Annotated in this window: 27 protein-coding genes; 3 read left to right on the top strand and 24 right to left on the bottom strand. The window is 39.3% G+C overall.

What is annotated here, in order from left to right; all coding sequences use genetic code 11:
- Nucleotides 1–6: 6 nt before the first annotated feature.
- The 19 genes from VTHSUH11_RS01810 to ylxM all read right to left on the bottom strand — a co-directional run bounded on the left by VTHSUH11_RS01810 (nucleotide 7) and on the right by ylxM (nucleotide 14,497).
- Nucleotides 7–1,542, bottom strand: coding sequence for a SpoIID/LytB domain-containing protein (locus VTHSUH11_RS01810; RefSeq protein WP_105092427.1), 1,536 nt, complete (start codon nucleotides 1,540–1,542; stop codon nucleotides 7–9).
- A gap of 1 nt (nucleotide 1,543) precedes the next feature.
- Complete coding sequence (ruvB, locus tag VTHSUH11_RS01805) at nucleotides 1,544–2,548, bottom strand: Holliday junction branch migration DNA helicase RuvB (protein WP_105092426.1); 1,005 nt, start codon at nucleotides 2,546–2,548, stop codon at nucleotides 1,544–1,546.
- A 2-nt stretch (nucleotides 2,549–2,550) separates the two neighbouring features.
- Entirely contained in the window at nucleotides 2,551–3,159 is a 609-nt protein-coding gene (gene ruvA / locus VTHSUH11_RS01800; protein ID WP_105092425.1) for a Holliday junction branch migration protein RuvA, read from the bottom strand.
- Nucleotides 3,156–3,653 carry a crossover junction endodeoxyribonuclease RuvC gene (gene ruvC / locus VTHSUH11_RS01795; RefSeq protein ID WP_105092424.1) on the bottom strand — a complete coding sequence of 166 codons (498 nt, stop codon included), beginning with the start codon at nucleotides 3,651–3,653 and terminating at the stop codon, nucleotides 3,156–3,158. The genes ruvA and ruvC overlap by 4 nt, the downstream gene beginning before the upstream one ends.
- A gap of 188 nt (nucleotides 3,654–3,841) precedes the next feature.
- The gene (locus tag VTHSUH11_RS01790) at nucleotides 3,842–4,576 is read right to left on the bottom strand and encodes a YebC/PmpR family DNA-binding transcriptional regulator (RefSeq protein ID WP_105092423.1); all 735 of its coding nucleotides are present in this window, start codon (nucleotides 4,574–4,576) and stop codon (nucleotides 3,842–3,844) included.
- Nucleotides 4,577–4,585: 9 nt separating this feature from the next.
- On the bottom strand, nucleotides 4,586–5,158 hold the full coding sequence (locus VTHSUH11_RS01785) for an RNA methyltransferase (protein WP_005377916.1): 573 nt from the start codon (nucleotides 5,156–5,158) through the stop codon (nucleotides 4,586–4,588).
- Nucleotides 5,159–5,215: 57 nt separating this feature from the next.
- Complete coding sequence (locus VTHSUH11_RS01780) at nucleotides 5,216–5,776, bottom strand: hypothetical protein (protein WP_105092422.1); 561 nt, start codon at nucleotides 5,774–5,776, stop codon at nucleotides 5,216–5,218.
- An 11-nt stretch (nucleotides 5,777–5,787) separates the two neighbouring features.
- Entirely contained in the window at nucleotides 5,788–6,219 is a 432-nt protein-coding gene (locus VTHSUH11_RS01775) for a DUF350 domain-containing protein (RefSeq protein WP_105092421.1), read from the bottom strand.
- Between the two features lie 10 nt (nucleotides 6,220–6,229).
- Nucleotides 6,230–7,300, bottom strand: a complete 1,071-nt coding sequence (locus VTHSUH11_RS01770; protein ID WP_105092420.1) for a hypothetical protein — start codon at nucleotides 7,298–7,300, stop codon at nucleotides 6,230–6,232.
- A 101-nt stretch (nucleotides 7,301–7,401) separates the two neighbouring features.
- Complete coding sequence (locus tag VTHSUH11_RS01765) at nucleotides 7,402–8,709, bottom strand: glutathionylspermidine synthase family protein (protein WP_105092419.1); 1,308 nt, start codon at nucleotides 8,707–8,709, stop codon at nucleotides 7,402–7,404.
- Between the two features lie 14 nt (nucleotides 8,710–8,723).
- Nucleotides 8,724–9,296 carry a hypothetical protein gene (locus VTHSUH11_RS01760; protein WP_105092418.1) on the bottom strand — a complete coding sequence of 191 codons (573 nt, stop codon included), beginning with the start codon at nucleotides 9,294–9,296 and terminating at the stop codon, nucleotides 8,724–8,726.
- Nucleotides 9,297–9,340: 44 nt separating this feature from the next.
- On the bottom strand, nucleotides 9,341–10,387 hold the full coding sequence (locus VTHSUH11_RS01755; RefSeq protein ID WP_105092417.1) for a DUF4178 domain-containing protein: 1,047 nt from the start codon (nucleotides 10,385–10,387) through the stop codon (nucleotides 9,341–9,343).
- Complete coding sequence (trmD, locus tag VTHSUH11_RS01750; RefSeq protein ID WP_105092416.1) at nucleotides 10,384–11,199, bottom strand: tRNA (guanosine(37)-N1)-methyltransferase TrmD; 816 nt, start codon at nucleotides 11,197–11,199, stop codon at nucleotides 10,384–10,386. The genes VTHSUH11_RS01755 and trmD overlap by 4 nt, the downstream gene beginning before the upstream one ends.
- A gap of 130 nt (nucleotides 11,200–11,329) precedes the next feature.
- A complete protein-coding gene (gene rimM, locus VTHSUH11_RS01745) occupies nucleotides 11,330–11,827 on the bottom strand; it encodes a ribosome maturation factor RimM (protein ID WP_059361748.1) in 498 nt (165 codons plus the stop codon).
- Entirely contained in the window at nucleotides 11,827–12,234 is a 408-nt protein-coding gene (locus VTHSUH11_RS01740) for a YlqD family protein (protein ID WP_059361747.1), read from the bottom strand. The genes rimM and VTHSUH11_RS01740 overlap by 1 nt, the downstream gene beginning before the upstream one ends.
- Before the next feature lie 14 nt (nucleotides 12,235–12,248).
- Nucleotides 12,249–12,476 (bottom strand): KH domain-containing protein, encoded by a 228-nt coding sequence (locus VTHSUH11_RS01735; RefSeq protein WP_004695567.1) that lies wholly within the window; start codon nucleotides 12,474–12,476, stop codon nucleotides 12,249–12,251.
- A gap of 21 nt (nucleotides 12,477–12,497) precedes the next feature.
- Nucleotides 12,498–12,761 carry a 30S ribosomal protein S16 gene (gene rpsP / locus VTHSUH11_RS01730; RefSeq protein ID WP_004695565.1) on the bottom strand — a complete coding sequence of 88 codons (264 nt, stop codon included), beginning with the start codon at nucleotides 12,759–12,761 and terminating at the stop codon, nucleotides 12,498–12,500.
- A 58-nt stretch (nucleotides 12,762–12,819) separates the two neighbouring features.
- The gene (ffh, locus tag VTHSUH11_RS01725) at nucleotides 12,820–14,172 is read right to left on the bottom strand and encodes a signal recognition particle protein (protein ID WP_105092415.1); all 1,353 of its coding nucleotides are present in this window, start codon (nucleotides 14,170–14,172) and stop codon (nucleotides 12,820–12,822) included.
- A 1-nt stretch (nucleotide 14,173) separates the two neighbouring features.
- Entirely contained in the window at nucleotides 14,174–14,497 is a 324-nt protein-coding gene (gene ylxM / locus VTHSUH11_RS01720) for a YlxM family DNA-binding protein (protein ID WP_105092414.1), read from the bottom strand.
- Nucleotides 14,498–14,779: 282 nt separating this feature from the next.
- Between ylxM and VTHSUH11_RS01715 the strand changes: the two genes are divergently transcribed.
- Nucleotides 14,780–16,105, top strand: a complete 1,326-nt coding sequence (locus tag VTHSUH11_RS01715; RefSeq protein ID WP_105092413.1) for an FAD-containing oxidoreductase — start codon at nucleotides 14,780–14,782, stop codon at nucleotides 16,103–16,105.
- A gap of 229 nt (nucleotides 16,106–16,334) precedes the next feature.
- Here the strand turns inward: VTHSUH11_RS01715 and VTHSUH11_RS01705 are convergent, their stop codons facing one another.
- Both VTHSUH11_RS01705 and VTHSUH11_RS01700 read right to left on the bottom strand, forming a co-directional pair.
- Nucleotides 16,335–16,862, bottom strand: a complete 528-nt coding sequence (locus tag VTHSUH11_RS01705; RefSeq protein WP_105092412.1) for an ECF transporter S component — start codon at nucleotides 16,860–16,862, stop codon at nucleotides 16,335–16,337.
- A 169-nt stretch (nucleotides 16,863–17,031) separates the two neighbouring features.
- Entirely contained in the window at nucleotides 17,032–19,206 is a 2,175-nt protein-coding gene (locus VTHSUH11_RS01700) for a heavy metal translocating P-type ATPase (protein ID WP_105092411.1), read from the bottom strand.
- A gap of 371 nt (nucleotides 19,207–19,577) precedes the next feature.
- Between VTHSUH11_RS01700 and VTHSUH11_RS01695 the strand changes: the two genes are divergently transcribed.
- Nucleotides 19,578–20,228, top strand: a complete 651-nt coding sequence (locus tag VTHSUH11_RS01695; protein ID WP_105092410.1) for a YigZ family protein — start codon at nucleotides 19,578–19,580, stop codon at nucleotides 20,226–20,228.
- 28 nt (nucleotides 20,229–20,256) lie between these two features.
- On the opposite strand, the gene VTHSUH11_RS01690 is transcribed toward VTHSUH11_RS01695, so the two are convergent.
- Nucleotides 20,257–20,445: a hypothetical protein gene (locus VTHSUH11_RS01690; protein ID WP_005377902.1), complete on the bottom strand. Its 189-nt coding sequence runs from the start codon at nucleotides 20,443–20,445 to the stop codon at nucleotides 20,257–20,259.
- Nucleotides 20,446–20,636: 191 nt separating this feature from the next.
- Here VTHSUH11_RS01690 and VTHSUH11_RS01685 point away from each other — a divergent pair, with 191 nt between their 5' ends.
- Nucleotides 20,637–21,527 carry a LysR family transcriptional regulator gene (locus VTHSUH11_RS01685; RefSeq protein ID WP_059361741.1) on the top strand — a complete coding sequence of 297 codons (891 nt, stop codon included), beginning with the start codon at nucleotides 20,637–20,639 and terminating at the stop codon, nucleotides 21,525–21,527.
- Nucleotides 21,528–21,620: 93 nt separating this feature from the next.
- On the opposite strand, the gene VTHSUH11_RS01680 is transcribed toward VTHSUH11_RS01685, so the two are convergent.
- Nucleotides 21,621–22,568 (bottom strand): dihydroorotate dehydrogenase, encoded by a 948-nt coding sequence (locus VTHSUH11_RS01680; RefSeq protein ID WP_105092409.1) that lies wholly within the window; start codon nucleotides 22,566–22,568, stop codon nucleotides 21,621–21,623.
- Nucleotides 22,568–23,335: a dihydroorotate dehydrogenase electron transfer subunit gene (locus VTHSUH11_RS01675; protein WP_059361737.1), complete on the bottom strand. Its 768-nt coding sequence runs from the start codon at nucleotides 23,333–23,335 to the stop codon at nucleotides 22,568–22,570. The genes VTHSUH11_RS01680 and VTHSUH11_RS01675 overlap by 1 nt, the downstream gene beginning before the upstream one ends.
- Nucleotides 23,336–23,337 lie beyond the last annotated feature (2 nt).

The raw sequence follows: 23,337 nt of genomic DNA, 5'->3' as shown, positions 1-23,337 counted from the left end.
TTTTCCTTAATACATTTTTTTCAATGTAATACCACTATAATAGTGCTTTAAAATTGTTTGATAGTAATTAGTATCCCCTGAACCAGCTTTTTTTGCCATTTCAGCGGCACCCCATTGAGACATGCCAAGTCCATGTCCCCAACCATAACCTTTGATAAATACAGTATCATTTTTACCTGTGAAAGTATGGTAGGACTTACCTGTTGAACTTACTGGATTATGATTAACGTAAAAATCAAATAATGTTGATTTTAATCCTAAAATACCGCGTAAATCATCGCCACTTAAGGTTACCTTCCCAGCTGTTCCTACAAAGGTGGCCGATTTAATACGACCAGATACACCTCTATCTGATGTAGCTTTGCCAGGATTACCTAATGGTGTCAATTGAATGCTCTTCAATTTTCCTACCCCTTTACTAGCGGCATTTAATTTACCTTCTAAGGCATGACGATTTGTGGATACAGTCCAGTTAGATGCACTGGAGCTACTATTACTATAATCCTTTACGCCTTTCAAATAAGGGATATCATTTCCCCATACATTAACACTATCCTCTGTATAACCGCCCCCATCAGAATGGAACAATGCATTGATAGGACGATTGTTATACAACATAACAATACCTTTCGTATGATTAACAGCAGCTGTAGTGCTATGTGTTTCACCGCTCACACCACCATATACTTGATGGTCTGTAGAGGTACTCACATCATAGAGCTGGTTTTTGTTTTGTTCCATCGTATGAAGTGCATACGTACGAGCCGCTACTGCTTGTGCTTCTAAAGCTGCAGCCGGCCACGATGGAATTGCCTCTTGTGGTACAACACCATATAAATAAGATTCCAATGGTACTTCATTAATAACCATCATAGTCCCATTATTCGCTCGTAATGTAAGAGCGCCGCGGTATGATTTTCCTTCAAAGGTAAAAATATCACCACTAGCAGGTTTCAATGTAACAACAGAGTCAATAGCCTTTCCATTAACAGCAATTTTATTGCCTCGAATTCCTACAGATACAACCTTATGACTTTCTATCTTACCTTTAGCGCTATTAAGAACAGTTACACCACTAGCACTGGACACAGAAGCATCTTGACGACGACTGCCCAGTAAAACGCGTACATCTGGTGTATTTTCTACACGTACCCGCGTTGTTACTTGTTCTACTTGATTCTTCGTCACCACCGTGGCCGTTACACGAGATGCTGTAGTAGAAGTTGTAATCTTCGGTTTTACAGCAGTAGTATTAGCAACCTTTGGTTTTGCATTGGCTACGGTCGTACCCTTTAGTTTTACGTTTGATTGTGCAGTAACCTTTGGCGCCGGTTTTGTAACAAGCGGTTTAAACGTGGATTTTCCAACAGTTCCACGCACAGCTTTCACAGAAGATTTGCCTGTAGCACCTGTTGAAGATTTGGATACAGCAGGTTTTGTTCCAGATTTTCCCACAACCTGTGCAGCATCAACTGTTCCAAAGCTATGAATACCCAACAATAAAGTTGTCATAATCATTAATGGTAATTGTTTCGTTTTCATTTTATTTCCCTGTTTGCGAAATACCTAGATGATCATAAGCCAATTTTGTAGCCACACGCCCCCTCGGCGTTCTACCTAAAAAGCCTAATTGCATCAAATATGGTTCATACACATCTTCGATGGTATCTCTCTCTTCACTAACAGCAGCCGCTATTGTTTCTATCCCCACAGGGCCACCGTCATACTTATCAATAATACATTTCAACACTCGTCTATCAATGCGGTCAAGTCCCATCTTGTCCACATGCAAACGCTTAAGCGCTTCATCTGCAATATCTGCAGTGATAACACCATTCCCCACAACTTGTGCAAAATCGCGAACCCGTTTTAACAATCGATTCGCAATACGCGGTGTTCCTCTTGAGCGGCGTGCTATTTCACTAGCACCAGCGGTCTCAATACCAATATTTAAAATCTCCGCAGCACGAGTCACGATAAACTCTAACTCATCTTGCTTATAATATTCTAAACGGCTCACGATACCAAATCGATCACGCAAGGGCGCTGCTAGAGCCCCCGCTCTCGTCGTAGCACCAACCAATGTAAATTTGGGGAGATCAATACGAACGGAGCGAGCACTAGGTCCCTTGCCAATAATGATATCCAAGGCATAATCCTCCATAGCAGAGTACAATACCTCTTCTACACTTCGTGACAACCTATGAATTTCATCGATAAACAAAACATCGTGTTCATCGAGATTAGTTAAAATGGCAGCTAAGTCACCAGCCTTTTCAATAGCTGGCCCAGATGTTATACGAAAATTAACCCCTAGCTCATTAGCAATAATCCCAGCCAAGGTAGTCTTACCAAGCCCTGGTGGGCCATACAAAAGAACATGATCTAATGCCTCCCCACGTTGCTTGGCCGCTTGAATATAAATATTCAGGTTATCCTTAGCCTCTCGTTGCCCAATATATTCATTAAAATACTTAGGTCGTAGACTGTATTGCCATATATCCTCTTCTCGATTGCCGCCGCCCATAAGGCGCACTTCTTCGTTCATGGCTAATGTCCTTTCCCAAGTTCAACTAAACAAGCTTTGATTAACGCTGACACATCTTTTGTACCATCATTTAGCGATTCAACCAATGCTTCAACTTCTTTTTGTGCATACCCTAATGATACAAGGGCCTCAATAGCTTCGCCGCTTGGGCCACTATGAATCACACCAATAGGCTGAATCGCATCTGGCGACTCAACGCTGATGTGTATCATCTTCACCAGCTTATCCTTTAATTCAAGAACAAGACGTTCTGCCGACTTCTTACCTATACCAGGTAGTTTAGTTAATTGTTGTACCTGTCCATTAATGACAGCCAGTTTGAAAGCCTCTGGCGTCATGCCGGATAAAATACCTAAGCCAACCTTTGGTCCAATGCCAGATACAGATATAAGGAGAATAAAAAGTTCATATTCATCTTCTGTCCAAAATCCATACAGCTGCATCGCATCTTCACGGACATTGAGATAGGTGTACAAAGTGGCTTCTTTTCCCTCTATTAATTGTTGTCGTGTAGTGGTTGGCACATATACACGGTACCCTACACCATGTACATCTATATAACAAGATTCCTTGAATAGATGTGTCACTATGCCTCGTACATACCCAATCATTTAACTAACCTCATCAATCTATCTTGGTGAGAACTATGCGCCGTACAGATAGCTACAGCCAATGCATCAGCCGTATCATCAGGCTTAATTTTCTCACGAATCCCCAAAATGTTCATAGTCATATAAATGACCTGATTTTTATCGGCCTTACCATAACCGGTAACAGCCTGTTTAATTTGCAATGGCGTATATTCATATAAAGGTATTTGTTGTTGCTCTGCAGCGAGTAAAATAACGCCACGAGCTTGCCCCACCTTAATTGCCGTCGTTACATTCCGATTAAAAAAAAGTTCCTCTACGCCAAATTTATCTGGTTTGTATTCCTCTAAAATATCACTTAGATCATTAAATAATATTTCTAAGCGCTGTGAGTCTGTCAATTCCTTAGGGGTCGTAATAGCCCCATAGACTACTGGCGTTAGTTTACTCCCCTTTACGTCAATAATGCCATACCCGCAAATTGCCGTACCTGGGTCGATTCCTATAATTCGCACTCCAACCCCCTTAGCTTAAAAATGAGATAAGCAATCGCCTACCTCTGAATCATAATCTATTTTATTATAGCATATTAGAACATCGAAATTCATGAAATAATGGTAATTTTATTACCTTTTTACATTAGATATAGTTTAATGCAATAAAAAAATTAGGAGTACCGCAAGAGTACTCCTTAACTTTATTATTATTCTTCGTCGTCTGGCAAAATACCATTATGATATACATTTTGTACATCATCAAGATCATCCAATACGTCGAGCATTTTTTGCATTTTAACAGCATCGTCACCAACTAGCTCAATTGTTGTATCTGGAATCATTGTAATTTTTGCCACAACAGTTTCAATCCCCGCATCAGCAAGGGCTGTTTCTACTGCATCATAATCTTCAGGAGTTGTATAAATTTCAAATACATCATCTTCAGATTTAAGATCTTCTGCACCAGCTTCAAGAGCTAGCATAGTCACTTCGTCTTCGTCATGACCTTCTTTATCGATAACGAATACGCCTTTGGATTTGAACATCCAGCCTACACAACCGCTTTCACCAAGGTTACCACCTTGTTTAGAAAAGGCATGACGCACGTCAGCAGCTGCACGATTACGATTATCCGTCATAACCTCTACAGTAACAGCAACGCCTGCAGGGCCATAACCTTCATATACGATTTCCTCGTATGCGTTCATATCTGTTGCACCAACACCTTTATCGATGGCACGTTGAATATTATCCTTAGGAATATTGTTTTCACGAGCTTTTTGCAAAGCCAATTTCAAACGCATATTACCTGTTGGATCGGCACCACCCATGCGTGCTGCAACGGTAATTTCACGACCGATTTTCGTAGCTAGTTTAGCCTTCAACGCATCAGTTTTACCTTTTTTATGTTTAATATTTGCCCATTTTGAATGTCCTGACATAGACGCCTCCTATTTATTCCACCATGCCTCGCCCCGCAATCGATCTAAGATGATTGAAACGGCACTACGCACAGATAAATGATTGTATTCACCATGGCCATATATAGGTTCTAAAATATAGTCAAAGCTTTCCATCGTTTCTTTTGTCATACCATAACCGGTACCAAATAATACTAACACAGGGCGGCCCTCATTTTCAAGGTGTTCACGCATCCGTGCATAGGAAATTGTATTATCATAAGTTCTAGCATCGGTAGTTGCTACGATAGGTTTTACCCCTTCCAGTTCCTCGATAGTACGCACTGCCACAGCGATAGAATTAACGAGTTCGACACCTGTGAAAGCATCTTTTCTATCTGGATTATAGGTACTACCAAAACCAGATTTCCAATGTTCCATAATGGTAGCTGCTAATTCTCGTTGAGCCGGTATATTATGAATCACAAAATATTTAGATACATCATAGGTGATAGATGCGCGTGCAATATCGTGAATATCATAATTAGTAATGGCCGTCGTTATCACATCTTTATGCTTATTCATAATCGGATAATGAACGAGCCCAATATATAAATTTGCCAATGCTAAATCTCCTAATTTCTAAACAACTTCCATCAACATATAGTGTCATCGCATCCATTATGAAGCACTAGACCGTGCACCAGCACTGCCAAAACCAGACTTTTGCCCTATAGATGATGCTTTCTTACTTCTATTATTCTCATAACTACGAAAGCTTCTTCCACCTCCATAGCCATGTATAGTTGATCCTGATGACGTATATTCATTAGGTTGTTCATACGGTTTTAATGGCGATGCCACGCGATACGTCATAGTTCGTCCATCCATACGTGCCGTAGGAGGATTAAACCCATGAAATATATAATACCCAGCTGCAATAGTTGGTAACAAACTTGCCAAACCAGCATCCCACACTAAGTTTCCACCATTATCACGGTGAAAGGTAACTGAACGATTATCATCATACAAGGCGGTTTCTTTTCCATCGCCATGGTTTAAAAGAGAATACCGATTACCTTGACTATCCTTTAATCGAACCTCCCCCTCATTTGCCTCTGGATAAACCTTATCACACACAGCATAGGAGATATCGTTCCAGTAGGAATACACACCTACAAGACCAGCAACTGTGGCGAAAGCACCTGTAAGGTATATGGTTTTCTTACTTGGCTTATACATAAAACGCTCCCTTAGTGCACAGCACCGCTAATAACAAGAGCAAGACCTACGAAAATGCCAAATATAAGAATACCAGCCGCTGTATTACCACGCATAATTTCTTCGGATAATTTATATTTACGATGCCAAATATTGATAAACATATAGCCCGTTACAAATAGTATAATACCTAGCACAGCGTATACAACACTGGCTACAATGCCATGTAACAGAGACGTATCAGCCGTAGTCACGGCTGGTGACATAATAACAGCGCGCAAAATTTCACCGATACCGATAAATGATCCCGCTGAAAGCCACGCCACAGCACAGTTACCACGCTTAATTTCTTCACTAAATTTTCCAGGCACGAAGAAATCGATAACCGTGTTCGCTGTCAACATCAGTATAATGCCAAAGCAAGCATAAAAAATTGTCAATAATACATCTGGTATATAAATCATAATAAGCCTCCTAATAATATAATTTTGTATTGGATGTGTTGTTAGAGTTGCTGGTAGGATACAATCGTTCGCGTCCCGTATTATCCCCTAGTCGAACCATGGTCGCATAGTTATCGAGTATATGAGAGCTAATTAATGTACGATCAATAATTTTCCAATCCTCTTGTGTTAATTTTGATTGTTCACATACCTTAACCCTAGTTTGTCCATCCGTATTAGTGATGAGATACACCAAGTCCCCAGAATAAAATACAATAACTTCATGTCCCTCTTCTAAGTTATCCCGCTCATTCTTAATATCACCATTCACAGAATCAATCAAGTCTAATGCGGTACTAACAGGATCTAGTGTAGACGTGTATACATAGTCGCTATCCGAATCTGTTTTTGTATAATATGCAGATGTGTCATGCATATGTTCTTTTGCCGTGTAAGGCACTCCAAACATAGCGCGTATACTATGCCAAGACAAATCATTGTCCGACCAAAATAGAAATAGTAAAAATAGTACACCATACCCCACGCCAACAGCAATAGATCCAAACCTCTTTTTCATTGATTTGTTACGCATCTTTTGCTTAATAGCTTGAGCGGCTGCATCATTACAAAGACGAATGTTCACCAAGGGCACTCGTGATCCTTCGGCAAACATTTTTTTACCTTCAAACCACTCTTCTTCAAAGAATACACTAGCACTACCTTCACAAGGTAGCTGATATTCTCGATATCCTGCGCGGTCCCCTACGGAGGCACCACTTTCACCATCCACATCGACAACCTTTTCTAAGCCGATTTGATGTAATGTAAAATCTTTCCCCGGCCGTGTATGAAAGGATGTTCTAGATACGGTACACCATTCATTATCATTGTACTCAATGGTTAACCATATTTTATCGATTCCCTCAACAGCCTCTAGTCCATATTCATGCCAATAATCACCTGGTGATTTTGTCATAGACGGCTGGCCCCTATAGGATTGTTCCTTATCTGCTTTTGGAATAATCTCTATATATTTAATTTTCTCAGTGATTACATAACGGCTGCCATGAACCTCTAAGACATCATAACAATTAAACTCCATACGCACCCTCGCTAAAATAGACATAACCACAACTGCTGCGAAGTAAACCTATTATCATTCGTTTAATATACTATATAGCCACAAATTCCATAGTATTTCACTTACTCTATTAGTAATGGTACAAAGTATGCTTCTGTACCAGCTATCTCTTCCGGAGAAAAACGGCATCCTACCGCAGAAGCTTGATCACCAAGCATAAAACAGGATAAGGTTAAAAATCCATCTTTCACTCCACAATCAACTGTATGAGTAAAACGTTTCTGCTGTATAAAGTCTTGATACATAACCTTTTTACTATCGCGACAAACAATATCGTCATAGTTATCAACTAGCTTTTCCATGTAAAGCTCAGATGTATCACCACGCTTTTGAACAACTTGTACATGCCTTCCTTCACGGCCCCAAATCTCCTTTTGAATATAAAGGCCATCATCAAGAGCTGAAAAATCATTTTCAAAATAGGATGGTGCCAAATAACGCTCGATGATATCTCGATCTGGTTTCGTAAAAAATTGATCTGTTAAATACAATGCATATACTAAGGACATAAATGATTTGTTTTGTAAAATAATTGCCTCTGGCGGATTAAAAAGAGCAAATCTATTCTCCTCGTACAGATCTAAAAACATCTCACCCAAAGGTTCATTATCAGGTGTTTGTTCATCAATCAAAAGTTCCATTGGATGCAATCGATATAATAGAGTCGCATGACTACCATCTTCTAAAGGAATGCCCTCATCATCAATCTTCATATCATAAAAGGATATGAATCGCGTAACTGCCTCAGGACAGGCTGTTTTTAATTCCCTCATAAGGAATTGTGTTGTACCGTAGTCTTCAAAATAATCATGAAAACAAGAGAATACAAAGGGATCCTTAGGTAAGCTCTCTCTATTTGCCCGCATAGATTCATATTGGTTTCTACCATACTTAGCAGATAAAACAGCATCATACATGCGCTTTAAAAATGTATGTAATTCTTTTCGGCATTCTATATTAGGATGTTTTCGTCCTACATAATTAGCTGCCACTTCATTGGCATAATAGCTTTCAATAAGAAAACATGGCGTATCTGCATTAAGTTCTACCATCCGCAAATTGCCATTTACATCGAGAACAAAATCAAAGCGTGATAACCACGTCGGTAACCCTAAAGCATTCGACTTATGTAAGTAAGGAATTAAATTGTCTGGCATATCCATATTTCGAGCAAAGTCATCTGGTGCCATTTGAAATACTTTTGCAGCTTTACAAAATATTTGAAATAATCTACGTGAAGCATGACGAATTTCATCGTAAAAGTCGGATGAAAAGGCCTGCATAGACAAGGAAGGATACCGATCATCATACCCTTCATATTCCACGAAATTAAATATATTTCTATCAAGCTCATCAATATAGGATTTCATTGTTCATCCTTTCATTAAGAGGCGCCGCTCGAAGTTCGAGCCCCTACACTACCAAAGCCATACTTTTCACCAATTCTATGTGCTCGATTACTCGTTTTAGTATTGTAACGATTTCTAGTCATTTCATTAATAGTTCTAGCCACTCTTGCACTATTAGATTTACTAGCGCCTGTACTTGCATCAAAAGGGGTAAGAGGTGATGTAGCGCGATAGGTCATACTAGGTGCATCCATATATGCCGTTGGAGCTGAAAAGCCATGGAACGCATAGTAACCTACCGCCAAAGTTGGAATCAAACTGGCTAAGCCTGCATCCCATATAATATTGCCTTTCTCATCACGATGAAAGGTAACAGATTTTTCTGCATCATCATAGAGTGCAGTTTCTTTTCCATCACCGTGATTAATCAAGGTATAGCTTTTACCTTCATCATCAACGAGCCGCACTTCACCATTATTTAATTCTGGTTTGACCACATCACATAGAGCATAGCTAATATCGTCCCAATACGAACAAGCGCCTACTAGAGCTGCTATAGATGTAAAGGCTATGGCTATGTAAACAGTATTCTTACTTGGTTCATACATATAATATTCCTTCGTTTGATTTCGTAACTGAAATCAATACTATCTCAATCTTTTATTATATTTGATAACGTCTTACGACCCTGCTTATTCTTTAATTCCACCATATACGCATATCGTAACAATACTTCACTGTCATTTCTAATAGTCGCTATGCGTGTATTCTCCGAATCTGACAAGTTTTTTAATTGCCCCACTTCAACATACGTAGTGCCATTGACCACACTAATAACAGATACATCTTTAGTCGTATAAATAACAATCCACCGCTCAGGAGACTTAGTATCTTGTTTAATGGTGTAAACCTTGCCATATATAGCATCGATAAGGTCGATAGCCGTTGCATTAGGATCTTGCTTAGACGTATATACCATCAAACCGTCTTTTGTACCCTGCGGTTCATAATAATAGGAATCCTTAATGCGCTCCTCCATGGTATAGGGGAATCCCACTTCATCACGCAATTCATGCCAAGTCATATCTCCTACGAATAAATAACCCAAAAAGAATAAAATGATTCCCCAACTCAGACCCAATCGTGTCCATTCTTTTCTGCGAGCTGCATTACGAATCTTTTTACTCGCTGCTTGAGCAGCCTGATCTCGCCGTCGATGTACATCAGACAAACGAATCCGCTCACCTTGAGCCTGATCCGTCAAACCACCATGCCAGTCCTCAATAAAGAATACATAGGTTTTATCCTTTTTAATTGATCTATATTCTTTATAATCGGCCTTATCACCGCTTCTAGCTTTACTTTCACCCTCAACAGACATGACGCGTTGTAAGCCTTTATCGTACAGTTTATATCCTTTAGGCGGCGTTGAACGTAAAACAGTCTCTGAAAAGGTACAATAGTCTTTTTCCCCATTTACAATGGTGAGCCATTTTTTATCTTCACCATCCACTGGCATAAGACCATATTCGGTCCAATTCTTAGCCCCTTTATGAGTACCTAATTCATTATTATACATTTCATCATTAAGAGTATAATTCACTGTCTTTTCTATGATGAATTCTTGATAGGAGATAACTTCAATAACTACGTATCGCTTTCCCTGAATCTCTACAACATCATAACACTTAAAATTCATAGCCTAGACTCTTCTTCAACAATTTCTTTTAAAAGTTTAATTTCCTCTTTTGTTAATGGTCGTTCCAATAAATCGGGCCGCAACAATCGCGTCCGCTTTAAGGCTTCCTTTTGTCGCCACGTAGCAATGTTTTTATGATGACCACTGCGCAATACATCTGGTACAACCCATCCTCTGAATTCTGGAGGCTTTGTATATTGAGGACATTCTAATAAAGGCTCATAAAAGGAATCCTCTTGGGCCCCACTAGCTGCACCTAATACGCCAGGAATCATACGAGCTACTGCATCGGCTACAACCATAGCTGGTAATTCTCCACCTGTTAATACATAGTCCCCAATTGAAATAGTTTCATCTACTAAATGTTCCTCTACGCGATAATCGACACCTTCATAATGACCACAAATGAGCACCAATTGATCGTACGTCGCTAGTTCACGAGCTTTTTCTTGTGTAAAAGGTTGCCCTGTAGGCCCCATAAAAATAACACGACGTCGTATACTTTCACTAGGATTACCAATAAGACTCATTTCATCACACATCTCATCTATAGAATAGGCACTATTAATATCGCTATCATATTGAGCAATAACAGATTCTACCGTCTCAAAGATAGGAGGTGCCATCATCAGCATGCCAGCACCGCCACCATACGGCGTATCATCTACTTGACCATGTTTATTATGACTAAAGTCCCGAGGGTTAGTTACGCCCATAGACAAGCGTTCCGCCTCGATAGCGCGTTTTATGATGGAATGACTAAAAAAAGCATCAAAAAACTCTGGAAATAAAGATACGATATCGATACGCATAGACCATCCTCTGTACTTATTAACTCTAATTAAATCATTTTAACTCATTAGCATTATCTACATATAGCTATATTATATAACTTTTACCATAATATACCTATATGTAGATAAAAGAAAACCGCCCAAAGGATTATATCCATTCAGGCGGATCTACGATCATCAATTTATGTTCCACATCGATGTCTTTAACGACCTCTTCAATGGCTGCAAATAATTGATCTGGTTCCCCATCTTTGGAAACCACGTATACGTCATTAGCACCAGGTTGCAAAACCTCGGTAACTGTGCCAAGCACATTACCCTTAGTATCTTGTACCTCAAGACCAATGATATCAAAGATGTAATAACGACCTTCTGGTAATTCTACCAAATCTTCACGGCGTACTTGAATTTCTTTCTTACTGAATAATTCAGCTGTGTTACGATCAGGAATTTCTTTAAAGGATGCTAGTACAAATTGCTTATGAAATCGTGCGGATGCAACGTGGTATTCTTTACCATCGATGTAACAGGCATCCATATGCATAAACCGTTCTGGAAAATCGGTTTGAGGCATAATACGAAGATCACCCCGCACGCCGTGCGGGGCGATGATAACACCTATAGTGATGAAATCGTTAGGCTTCATTATTGACGAAACGCAACGATTTTACCGTCTTCTAATAGGATTTCAGCGCCCATCATGGCATCCAAATTATCCCCGATTTTAACGGTAACTGTTTGCTCTAATGTACCTTGAGGAATTTCAGTTCCCAAAGCCAAACCTTGAGCGTCTTTCAATTTAGCTGTTACTTCTTCTTTGAAAGCCAAGCGTTTATTTTTCTCTTCGTCGATTTGTTGACGAATAGCCGTAAGACTAGAAGCGTCAACTTTAGCTGCATCAGCTAAAATACGTTGAGCTTGAAATTCAATTGCTTCTAAATCTTTAGTCACCATATCAAGACGAGCTTCAAGATCAGTAACAATCTTGTTTTTCAACTCTTCTGTTACCTTTGCTTTTACTGCTACAGGGACACGTAATGTCATTTCTTCCATTGGAATACTCCCTTTTAAACAATATCAACAGATATCTTTTTGTTCTCTTTAATAGCCGCCGCTTTCACCACAGAGCGAATTGCTTTTGCAATTCGACCTTGTTTTCCGATGACTTTACCCATATCCTCTGGAGCTACATGAAGTTCATACACCTCAACATTGCCCTTTTGGACCATGGTAACAGAAACGGCATCAGGCTGCTTCACTAATGATTTCGCAATTAATGAAATTAATTCTATCATCACAGTATGCCTCTCTATTAATTACTTTTTAGCGTCTGCAAATTTTTGCATAACGCCTTGTTTTTTGAACAAGGAGCGAACAGTGTCAGTAGGCTGAGCACCTTTAGCTAACCAAGCCAAAGCTTTTTCTTCGTCTACATTAACGATAGCTGGTTGTTTAGTAGCATCATATTGACCAATTGTGTCAACAGGACGACCTTCACGTGGAGCACGTGCGTCAGCAACTACGATACGGTAGAAAGGAGCTTTTTTAGCACCTAAACGAGTCAAACGAATTTTTAACATGTGGGATTCACCTCCTTATAATGATGTGCTGGACAGGTTCAGCGCCCCTGCCCATGTATTACATAAACGGTAATTTTGGCATTCCAGGGAAGCCACCCTTACCGCCACGCAATCCTTGTAAACGCTTCATCATCTTCCGCGCTTCTTCGAATTGTTTTAATAAGCGATTGACGTCTTGTACTTGTGTACCTGACCCCATCGCAATACGCTTACGACGAGAACCATTTAAAATATTTGGATCTTGTCGTTCTGCAGCCGTCATAGATTTGATGATAGCCTCGATGCGACGTACTTCTTTACTATTCAAATCAAGGTCTTTTAATTGATCCTTAATTTGACCCATACCTGGCAACATACCAATAATATTTTGCAATGGCCCTAACTTTCTCACCTGATTCATCTGTTTCAAGAAATCATCTAAGGTGAAATTGTTTTTCGCCATTTTTTGCGCCATTTCACGAGCTTCTTCTTCATCAATAGTGCCTTGTACGCTTTCAATAAGAGTTTTGAAATCCCCTAAATCGAGGATACGAGAAGCCATGCGGTCTGGATAGAATACATCGAAACCATCCATTTTTTCGCTTACACCCGTAAACTTGATTGGCAAACCGGTTACAGCCTTAATGGATAATGCAGCACCACCGCGCGCATCGCCATCGAGTTTAGTAAGGATAACACCGTCAACGCCTAATTTTTCATTAAACGTTTGTGCTGTCGTCACCGCGTCCTGACCAATCATAGAGTCTACAACGAGTAGAATTTCATGAGGTCGAACAGCAGCTTTAATGTTGGACAACTCGTCCATGAGGACTTCGTCTATAGCCAAACGACCTGCTGTATCGATGATAACTACATCCTTCAACATATGCGTGCTTTGCTCTACAGCGCGACGCGCAATATCTACTGGATTTGCACCAGGTGTTTCATCAGCAAATACAGGGATATCAATTTGTTTACCTACAACTTGCAATTGCTTAATCGCTGCTGGACGATATACGTCGGCGGCTACGAGCATCGGATGTTTACCTTGTTTACGAAGGTATACAGCCAATTTACCAGCCGTAGTCGTTTTACCAGCACCTTGTAAACCAACAAGCATAATAATTGTTGGAGGCTTACTGGAAATCATGATACGGCTTTGCGTACCACCTAGGAGCGCTGTCAACTCATCATTAACGATTTTAATAACCGTTTGAGCTGGGTTCAAGGATCCGAACACCTCTTCACCAAGGGCCTTTTCTTTAATGGATTTAACGAAATCCTTCGCCACCATAAAGTTTACGTCCGCTTCTAAGAGAGCAGTTCGTACCTGACGCAACGCAAGATTGACATCTTCTTCTGTAATTTTGCCTTTCCCTTTCAAGGATTTAAAGGCGTCTTGCAGTTTTTCTGACAAACTATCGAATGCCATATTATCCCTCCATTTGCGTCAATAATTGTTGTACCCGCGATTGTGAAAGCACATCCGCCGGCAACGTATCTTTTAATTCACTTATCACTTGTTCACGTGCCTCGTACTGAGCCACCAAGTGTAATTTAGATTCATAGTCATTCAAAATATGACGTGCACGCTGTAAATTATCATGTACAGCTTGCCTAGATACGCCAAGCTCCTCAGCAATTTCTCCAAGGGACATATCATCTTCGTGGTGAAATTGTAATGACATCCGTTGCTTATCCGTCAACAATGGCCCATAGAAATCAAGGAGTAAACTGATAAGTACTCGTTCTTCCATTTCGCCACCTCCATCACTGTCAAGTCATATTACTTTACATATACTACATCATATAAAAAGATGTGTCAAGCAGAAATACTTAACACTTCTTTTGATTGTTATATTCCATCTAACATATAACTCCATCTGCTATATAAAGGCATTAGTTAGTTATAAATACTGCTATATAAGATTTTATACACAAAAATGATAATAGTTTTTATATTTTAACTTTTATATCTGCTATAATGTGCTATAATGTAAATATCTAATATTTTCAATATAAATGATAGGAGGTATTTTATGAATACCAAACAATATGATCTTATCGTCCTAGGTTTCGGCAAAGCCGGTAAAACATTAGCAGCTAAATTTGGCTCCATGGGCAAAGCCGTAGCTATGATTGAAGAAAACCCACTTATGTATGGTGGCACATGTATTAATATTGCATGTATCCCAACTAAAACGATGATTATAGCCGCATCAAAAGGCTTATCTTACGATCAAGTATTAAACCAACGCGAGGTAGTTACATCTCGTTTACGCAATAAAAACTTCGGTATGTTAGATAACAATGAACATGTCGATGTATATACTGGACATGGTGAATTCATTAGTAATAAAGAAATCGCTGTCACAGCTGGAGAAGATAAAATCATCTTATCTGGTGAAATAATTATTATTAACACTGGTGCTGTAGCGATTAAGCCTAACATTGATGGCATCAGCACAGCAACAGGCTTCTATAACAGCACAGAAATCCAACAATTATCCCCTCAACCAAGTACACTAGGCGTTATCGGTGCTGGTCCTATCGGCCTTGAATTTGCCAGCCTATATGCTAAACTAGGTACAAAGGTAACAGTATTTAATATTGAATCTGGCATCTTAAAACGGGAGGAACCAATCGTACAAGAATTAGCTAACGAGTACTTGACTGAGCAAGGTATTACTATTCTTAACGATGTAACATTAAACTCTGTATCTAATGATGGCAATAAACCTGTTATTACTGCAAATGGTCAAAACTATACATTTGATGCTGTTTTATATGCTACAGGTCGCAAACCAAATACAGCTAACATCGGTTTAGAACATACAGATATCACTACTAACGAACATGGTGCTATCGTAGTGAATGATACGTGTGAAAGCTCCGTTTCTGGCGTATATGCAGTAGGCGATGTAAACGGTGGTCCTCAATTTACCTACATTTCTCTCGATGACTTCCGCATTGTATTTAGTGCACTTACAGGTAATGGCCAATACACATTAAAAGATCGCAAAAATATTCCTTACACAACATTCTTAACACCTCCACTCGCTCGTGTAGGTCTTACAGAAGAAGATGCTATCAACAAAGGCTATACAGTTAAAACTAAAGAAATGCTCGTAGCTACCATGCCAAGAGCTCATGTAAACGACTATTTAAAAGGTGCTTTTAAAATTGTAGTAAATGAAGAAAACAATTTAATCCTTGGTGCTACACTTTATTCTCAAGGTGCTGAAGAGTTGATTAATCTCATTAAAATGGCTATGGACAACAACATTCCATATACATACTTCAAAAATCAAATCTTCACACATCCTACCATGGCAGAAAACCTAAACGACCTTTGTAACTTTTAATGGTATAAACAAACTCAATAACAATTGATATATACTGAAAAATAAAAGGGCGCTCATTAGCTAATATATATGCTAATGAGCGCCCTTTAACTACAAGACAAATATCTAAACTGCCATAGGTAGGTTTTTCTGCGGCCGGAAGAAATTCTGCAGGCTTCGTATGAATATTAAACTTTTGAGCACCTATTATTAAGATAGTTCCATATAGCATCTGCAATTATTCTCTCTATTAGTTTTTTGTAAATAATCTACGTACTATCTTTTGTAGTTTTGGTGTTAACACAATAGCTACAATGATACCAGCCGCACTGGTAATCAAGGAGTATTGGATTTTGCTAGCTGCTACAGCCGCGCTGTTAAGAACAAACCACCAAGCAATGAAGTAACCAAAGGCAGTCCAAATAGCACCGATGATGAGAGCTACTAAAATACGACTAAAAGATGCTATCGGTTTATTGATAGATGGAGGCAAGTAACCTGCTGTCATACCACCTACAATAAGACCTGCAATACCTTTAATAAAGAAAGAAAATACAATATATTGCGTATGTCCACCAAAAAGATCAAATAATGCGGAACCAATAGCCGCACCTAAACCACCATATAAACCACCAAAGAGAATAGATGTGGTAAAGAGAGCAGCGGAACCTAAATGAACCATGGCCCCACCTGGTATTTCAATGCGAATCGTTGTCGCTACGGCACACAACGCAGCAATAAAACCGATATATACAATATCGCGAGTCTTTAATTTCATAATAAACTCCTTCCCGTTTCTTAAGAACTATACTCAGTATATCAGATGATAAGTACTATAAAAATACCGAATTTATAGGAATTAAAATATTAGCAATAAAAATGAAGAAATACAAAACAGCACCTATACCATGCTATAGGTGCTGTTCTATATTTTATCTCATATATAATTAGAGTTTAGCTCGTTTCAAGCGAAGGGAGTTACCCACAACTGTAACGGAACTGAATGCCATTGCTGTACCTGCAATCATAGGATTTAATGCACCAATGGCAGCCAATGGAATACCAATGCAGTTAAAGATCAATGCCCAGAATAGATTTTGTTTTATGTTGGTCATGGTCTTACGACTGAGGCGTACTGCTTGTACTAGTGTGTGTAAATCATTTCTTACAAGAACAATATCTGCGGCCTCTACGGCAATATCTGTACCACTACCGATAGCAAAACCAATATCTGCCGTTACAAGAGCTGGTGCATCATTGATACCATCACCAACCATGCCCACTACTAGACCTTTATCTTGCAATTCTTTTACCTTACTAGCTTTATCTTGAGGTAACACTTCAGCAATTACATGAGTAATGCCTGCTTGTTTTGCAATATATTGAGCTGTACGGCGATTATCACCAGTAAGCATCCACACATCGATACCTTGAGACTGTAATTCTTTTACCACCTCAATAGTTTCTGGACGTAATTCATCCTCTACAGCCCACAATGCACTGATGACGCCATCTACAGCGAGAACAGACACGGAAGCACCTTGTTCTTCAAAATGTTGAATATCATCTTGCACTTTAGATAAATCATAACCGAGTTCACTCATCCAACGGCTATGACCAAGTTGTACAGATACACCTTGATAAGCACCTTGCAAGCCTTTACCAGGCACATCACCAAAGCTTTCAAGTTCTACAGCTTTACCTTTATAACCATGATCTTCGCCATAATAAACCATGGCCTTTGCAATTGGATGCGATGTACCGCTTTCAAGGGCCATCATAAGGGACATATTTCTACTTTCATCACCATTATAGTTTTTGAAAGCCGTTACATCGAGAACACCTTGTGTAAGAGTGCCAGTTTTATCCATAACGATAGCATCGAGTTTACCGGCTTTTTCAAGATATTCCGCACTCTTAATAAGAACACCATGCTCCGCACCTAAGCCAGAGCCTACCATAATAGATGTTGGTGTAGCGAGGCCAAGCGCACAAGGACAAGCGATAACTAGAACAGCAGTCGCATTAATAAGGGCTACATTAATAGAATCTCCTACAATAAAGTACCACACGAGACCAGTTAGTACTGCAAGGCCAATAACAGTTGGTACAAAGTATTGAGCTACAATATCCGCAACACGTTGAATACTTGCTTTAGAAGTTTGCGCCTCTTCTACTACCTTGATGATTTGGGACAGCATTGTATCGGACCCAATACGCTTTGCTTCCATTGTGAAAGCACCGCTCAAGTTAATAGTCGCACCGATAACATCAGATCCCACTTGTTTTTCTACAGGCAAGCTTTCACCAGTAAGCATAGCCTCATCTACTGTAGAATAGCCGTCAGTAATTGTACCATCGACTGGGATTTTTTCGCCTGCTCGAACTTGTAAAATATCGCCGGCTACTACTTTAGAAGTAGGAATATCTACAAACTCACCGTCACGCAACACATGAGCCGTTGCAGGTTGTAAGGCAATCAACTTTTGAAGTGCTTCAGAGGTACGCCCTTTTGCAATTTCTTCTAAGAGTTTACCAAGAAGGATAAATGTAATAAGCCATGCAGAGGTTTCAAAGTAAATACCATGAGGACCAAGCTCTGGATGGAACTGCCAATTATAAATACTGAATAGATAAGCAACAGTCGTGCCCATTACAACGAGAACATCCATGGTAAGGGCACCATTCTTCACCGCACTCCACGCACTCTTATAGAACATAAGGCCCGGACCGAACTGAGCAATGGTAGCAAGAATGAACTCTACCCATACTGGCAAGGCTTGAATACCAAAGCGATGTAATGTCATGTTAATCATCATCGGTACAGCCATACAAGCTGCAATGATAAGACGCGTAATATGAGGTCTTAAATTAACCTTTTCTATTTCTTTCTTGGTTTCATCTGCTTCCGCAGCACCAAAGCCAATATTTGTAATGGCATCAATAATTTGTTGTGGTTGAACAGTGGAACCATCTTTAAATTCAACGCTGCCCTTACGTGTTAATAGATTCACCTTTACAGAGGCTACTCCATCAACTTTAGATACAACGTTCTCAACACGTTTTACACAGGCCGCGCAATGCATGCCTGTAATATCAAATTCTTGTTTTTTAGCGCTCATATATATACTTCTTTCTATATTATTTTAAAGACATCTCAATCAATACATTTATATAGGATAAAACATTATCAAAAGTATTCTTATATGTAACAATATATGAACACCTTTACATGAGTACCTATTCATGTATCTACACTCTATAGTAACATAAATTCTCAATACGTCAATATCCTACTAAAAATACAGGGTTATTTCTTTAAAACAAGGGAATTAATAAATTCATCATTTTCTTTATAAAGTCTATATTGGTTATGCATATATTATTAAACATTATTGCTCATAATCTATACATTACGTTTATAAATAGCTTATAATAAAGTGATGATGATGAATAAATAAAATAGTAGTAAAAAGAAAAAGGAGGTGAGAAAATGCCTGAAACACCTAGCCCTACTGTGGAATTCATATCTATTGCCAATGAATTTCGCCATGAGTACGTCGTAGAGAAATCTAGATTTATTACCACTGTATATCCATGTAGTACTGAAGAAGAAGCACAAGCTTTTATTGGCCGCATTAACAAAGAATTTTGGGATGCACGCCATAATTGTACGGCTTTTGCTTTGGGTCCAAAACAAGAGCAACAACGATCCTCTGATAATGGAGAACCATCGGGAACCGCTGGCAAGCCTATGCTTGAAGTGTTAAAAAAGACGGGAATTACCAATATTGCTGTTGTTGTAACACGCTATTTTGGCGGTATTAAATTAGGGGCTGGTGGATTAATCCGTGCATATTCTCACTCCGTTGCAGAAACATTGCGTCTTGCACCCAAGGAATTGCATACTATCCGGACAGAATTACAAACCACCATTGACTATGCATTATATGGTGCCGTAGAACGGCATCTACAAGATGCTCAACTACATTATGAGGCTTCATTTGGAGAACAAATTACGCTAACAATATTAGTAGTACCAAACGATGTGGAACGCATACAAAAAGAGCTCCAAGACATGAGTCATGGAGCTGCTACTTGTAATGTATTAGATGCTATCGAAGTGGTATTACCACTAGATTAAGTGTTCAATCACTTCGTACACTAACTAATTAGTTGCCATTATGAACTAAACCAGTAATGCCTTGGTTCATTTCATGACGTTTTTCAGTTGTCAATGGATGTGGCCATACGCGTTCTAATTGTTTTTTACGACTAACACCAGCATTATGTGCTGTCATTAATCTACGTGCTTCCCAATTACGAATTGCTTTACTTAATGTTCTTTTTACTACGCCCATAGTAGTACCTACACTTTCTTAGTCACTGATGCTATATCAAAAAATTTGATGAGATTATTAAAACTAATTTCAATCGTTTTACATCTCTTGATGTGTTTAGTATATATGACTTTTTACCAATAGTGAAATAACCATTCTTTTGATAGTTATAAATTTTAATTATCTTAATTTGTGTATAATAGGGAGATTTTATGGACACATCGTACTATCACAATTTTATAACTCTAGTTCAAACGGGTAATATGACACAAGCTGCTGAAATTCTCCACATTACACAACCAGCTTTAAGTAAGCAGCTAAAATATTTAGAAGCAGAGTTCGGTGCTCAGCTAATCAATATTAAGCGGGGACAACGTGGTTCCAATTTACAATTAACTGATGCGGGCAAGATTTTCTACGAGAAAGCACAGCAATTATGCTCTATTGAAGAATCTACCTACAATGCGGTACAGCAATTAAATTCACGAATTGAAGGTACATTACGTATTGCCACATCCGCCTCCCGTTCTACACCAATCGTACAGCAATATTTACCAGCATTCTCCATGAAGTATCCATCTGTACATTTTGAAATTTATGAAGGACTTATGACAAATGTGGTAAATCAACTCATTAATGGTAGTGCGGAAATCGGTATCGCTAATATTCAAATGGTAGATACAGATAAATTTGATATTCTATTAACTCAAGAGGAACATTTATATGCCCTATTTAGACGTGACGTATTCTGGACTGATCGTGAACATGATACAATCACTTGGGAAGATATCAAACAATGCCCTCTATCTTTATCTGGTGGCTCTGTAAGGATGATTATGCAATCCTCTTTAACTAATATGGAGTATCTCAATGTTACTGCTATTACAACCACAAAAACATCAGCTATCGAATGGGCATCTTCTGGTCGCACCGTTGCACTCGTTCCAATGGACGCTAAGGAAATGGTAAACCACAGAAAAATGTCACGTATTAAATTACCTGAGTTCTCTGGAGACTTTAAAAAAGCATTTATCACCCTAAAAGGACATGCACTCTCCCCTGTGGCTCAACAGTTTATAGATTTCTATAAAGCCTATGTGTAATACATTTACCAATAATAAAAACTTAACAATAGCATATACAAGAAAAAGAAGGAAATTGGCCACGCCAATTTCCTTCTTTTTCTATTTAGATATTTATTGATGCACTGCACCAACAATATCAATAATACTATTAAGATTGTGTGTTTCTACATATTCGCCCATTTCACGAGCAATACGAGAAATAGCTGTTGGATCTACCATTGTAGCAGTCCCAACTTGTACTGCTTGTGCACCAGCCATCATAAATTCGATAGCATCAATGCCACTCATGATACCACCAAGGCCAATAATAGGAATAGTAACCCCTTTATAGACTTGATGAACCATTCGTAATGCTACAGGTTTTACAGCTGGACCAGATAAGCCTCCGTACGTGTTCCCCAATAGAGGTTTACGACGATGGATATCGATAGCCATCCCTAACAAGGTGTTGATAAGACTTACCCCATTACCACCACCTGCTTCTACAGCCTTTGCGATTTCCACAATATCTGTTACATTTGGTGATAATTTTACGATAACAGGTTTATCAGTTACTTTACGAACCGCTTTAGTTACTTGTTCAACAACCTTTGGGTCTACGCCAAACGCCATGCCTTCACACTCCACATTTGGACAAGATACATTGACTTCAAGGCCTGCAATACCATCCACAGATAGTGTTTCTGCCATCCAAGCAAATTCCTCTACTGTACCAGCAGACATATTAGCTAGTAGCGGTACATCATATTTCTTAAGTTCTGGCAAAATATCCGTAACAAAATGCTCTGCCCCTGGATTCTCAAGACCAATACAGTTCAATACACCAGATGGCGTTTCTGCAATACGAGGGCCAGGATTACCATGGCGGCCCTTTGGTGTTAAGCCTTTTACGGAAATAGCACCTACTTCATTGCTAAGGTCTAAGTACCCCGCATATTCCGGACCATTACCAAAGGTGCCAGATGCAGCAATAATAGGATTTTTCATCTTAATGCCGCAGTAATCAACGGCAAGCTTTGGATTAGGAGTAACGGTGTTATTTAAATCGCGTTCACTCATTAAAAGAACACCTCCTCAGCAGGGAATACAGGACCATCCTTACAAATTTTATAGCGTTTACCCTCAGTACCATCACAAGCACAGCCTAAACAACCACCAGTACCACAGCCCATGCGTTCCTCTAAGGATACTTGGCAAGGTACATTGAGCTCTTTAGCAACTTGTGCAACCCCCTTCATCATAGGTGTTGGACCACAAGTCATAACGGAGGTAAACGTATTAGCATTAATTAGATTAGGCATAATAGCCGTAGGGAAGCCTTTTGTACCAACACTACCATCATCAGTAGTGATATGAACCTGTACAGGCGTATCTTTGAATAAATCTGCCCAGAAGGTTTCACTTTCATTTCTAAAACCTAGAATAACTTGCGCTTCTTCTCCATCTTGTAAATGAGAGGCAATACATAACATCGGTGCAATACCGACACCACCTCCAACGAGAAGCATGTTCCTAGATGTTACAAATGGTTCACCTAAAGGACCTAGACAATCTAATGTATCACCAGGTACGAGACGAGTCATAATCTCAGTCCCTTGACCTACGACACGATACAAAAGGGTAATAATACCCTTTCGAGCATCAAATCCAGCATAGCTGATAGGGCGACGCAATAGTGGAGACGTAGAGTCCGATACGCGAACATTACAAAACTGCCCTACCTTTGCTTCTGCTGATTGTTTTGGTGCGTGAACATCCATGATCCACACATCTGAGCCTATTTGCTCATTGCGAACGACTTCGCCCTGTTCTACATAGCCACTCATGG

Source organism: Veillonella tobetsuensis (assembly GCF_002959935.1).
GTDB classification, from domain to species: Bacteria; Bacillota; Negativicutes; order Veillonellales; family Veillonellaceae; genus Veillonella; species Veillonella tobetsuensis.
This window is presented reverse-complemented; position numbering and strand designations above follow the sequence as displayed.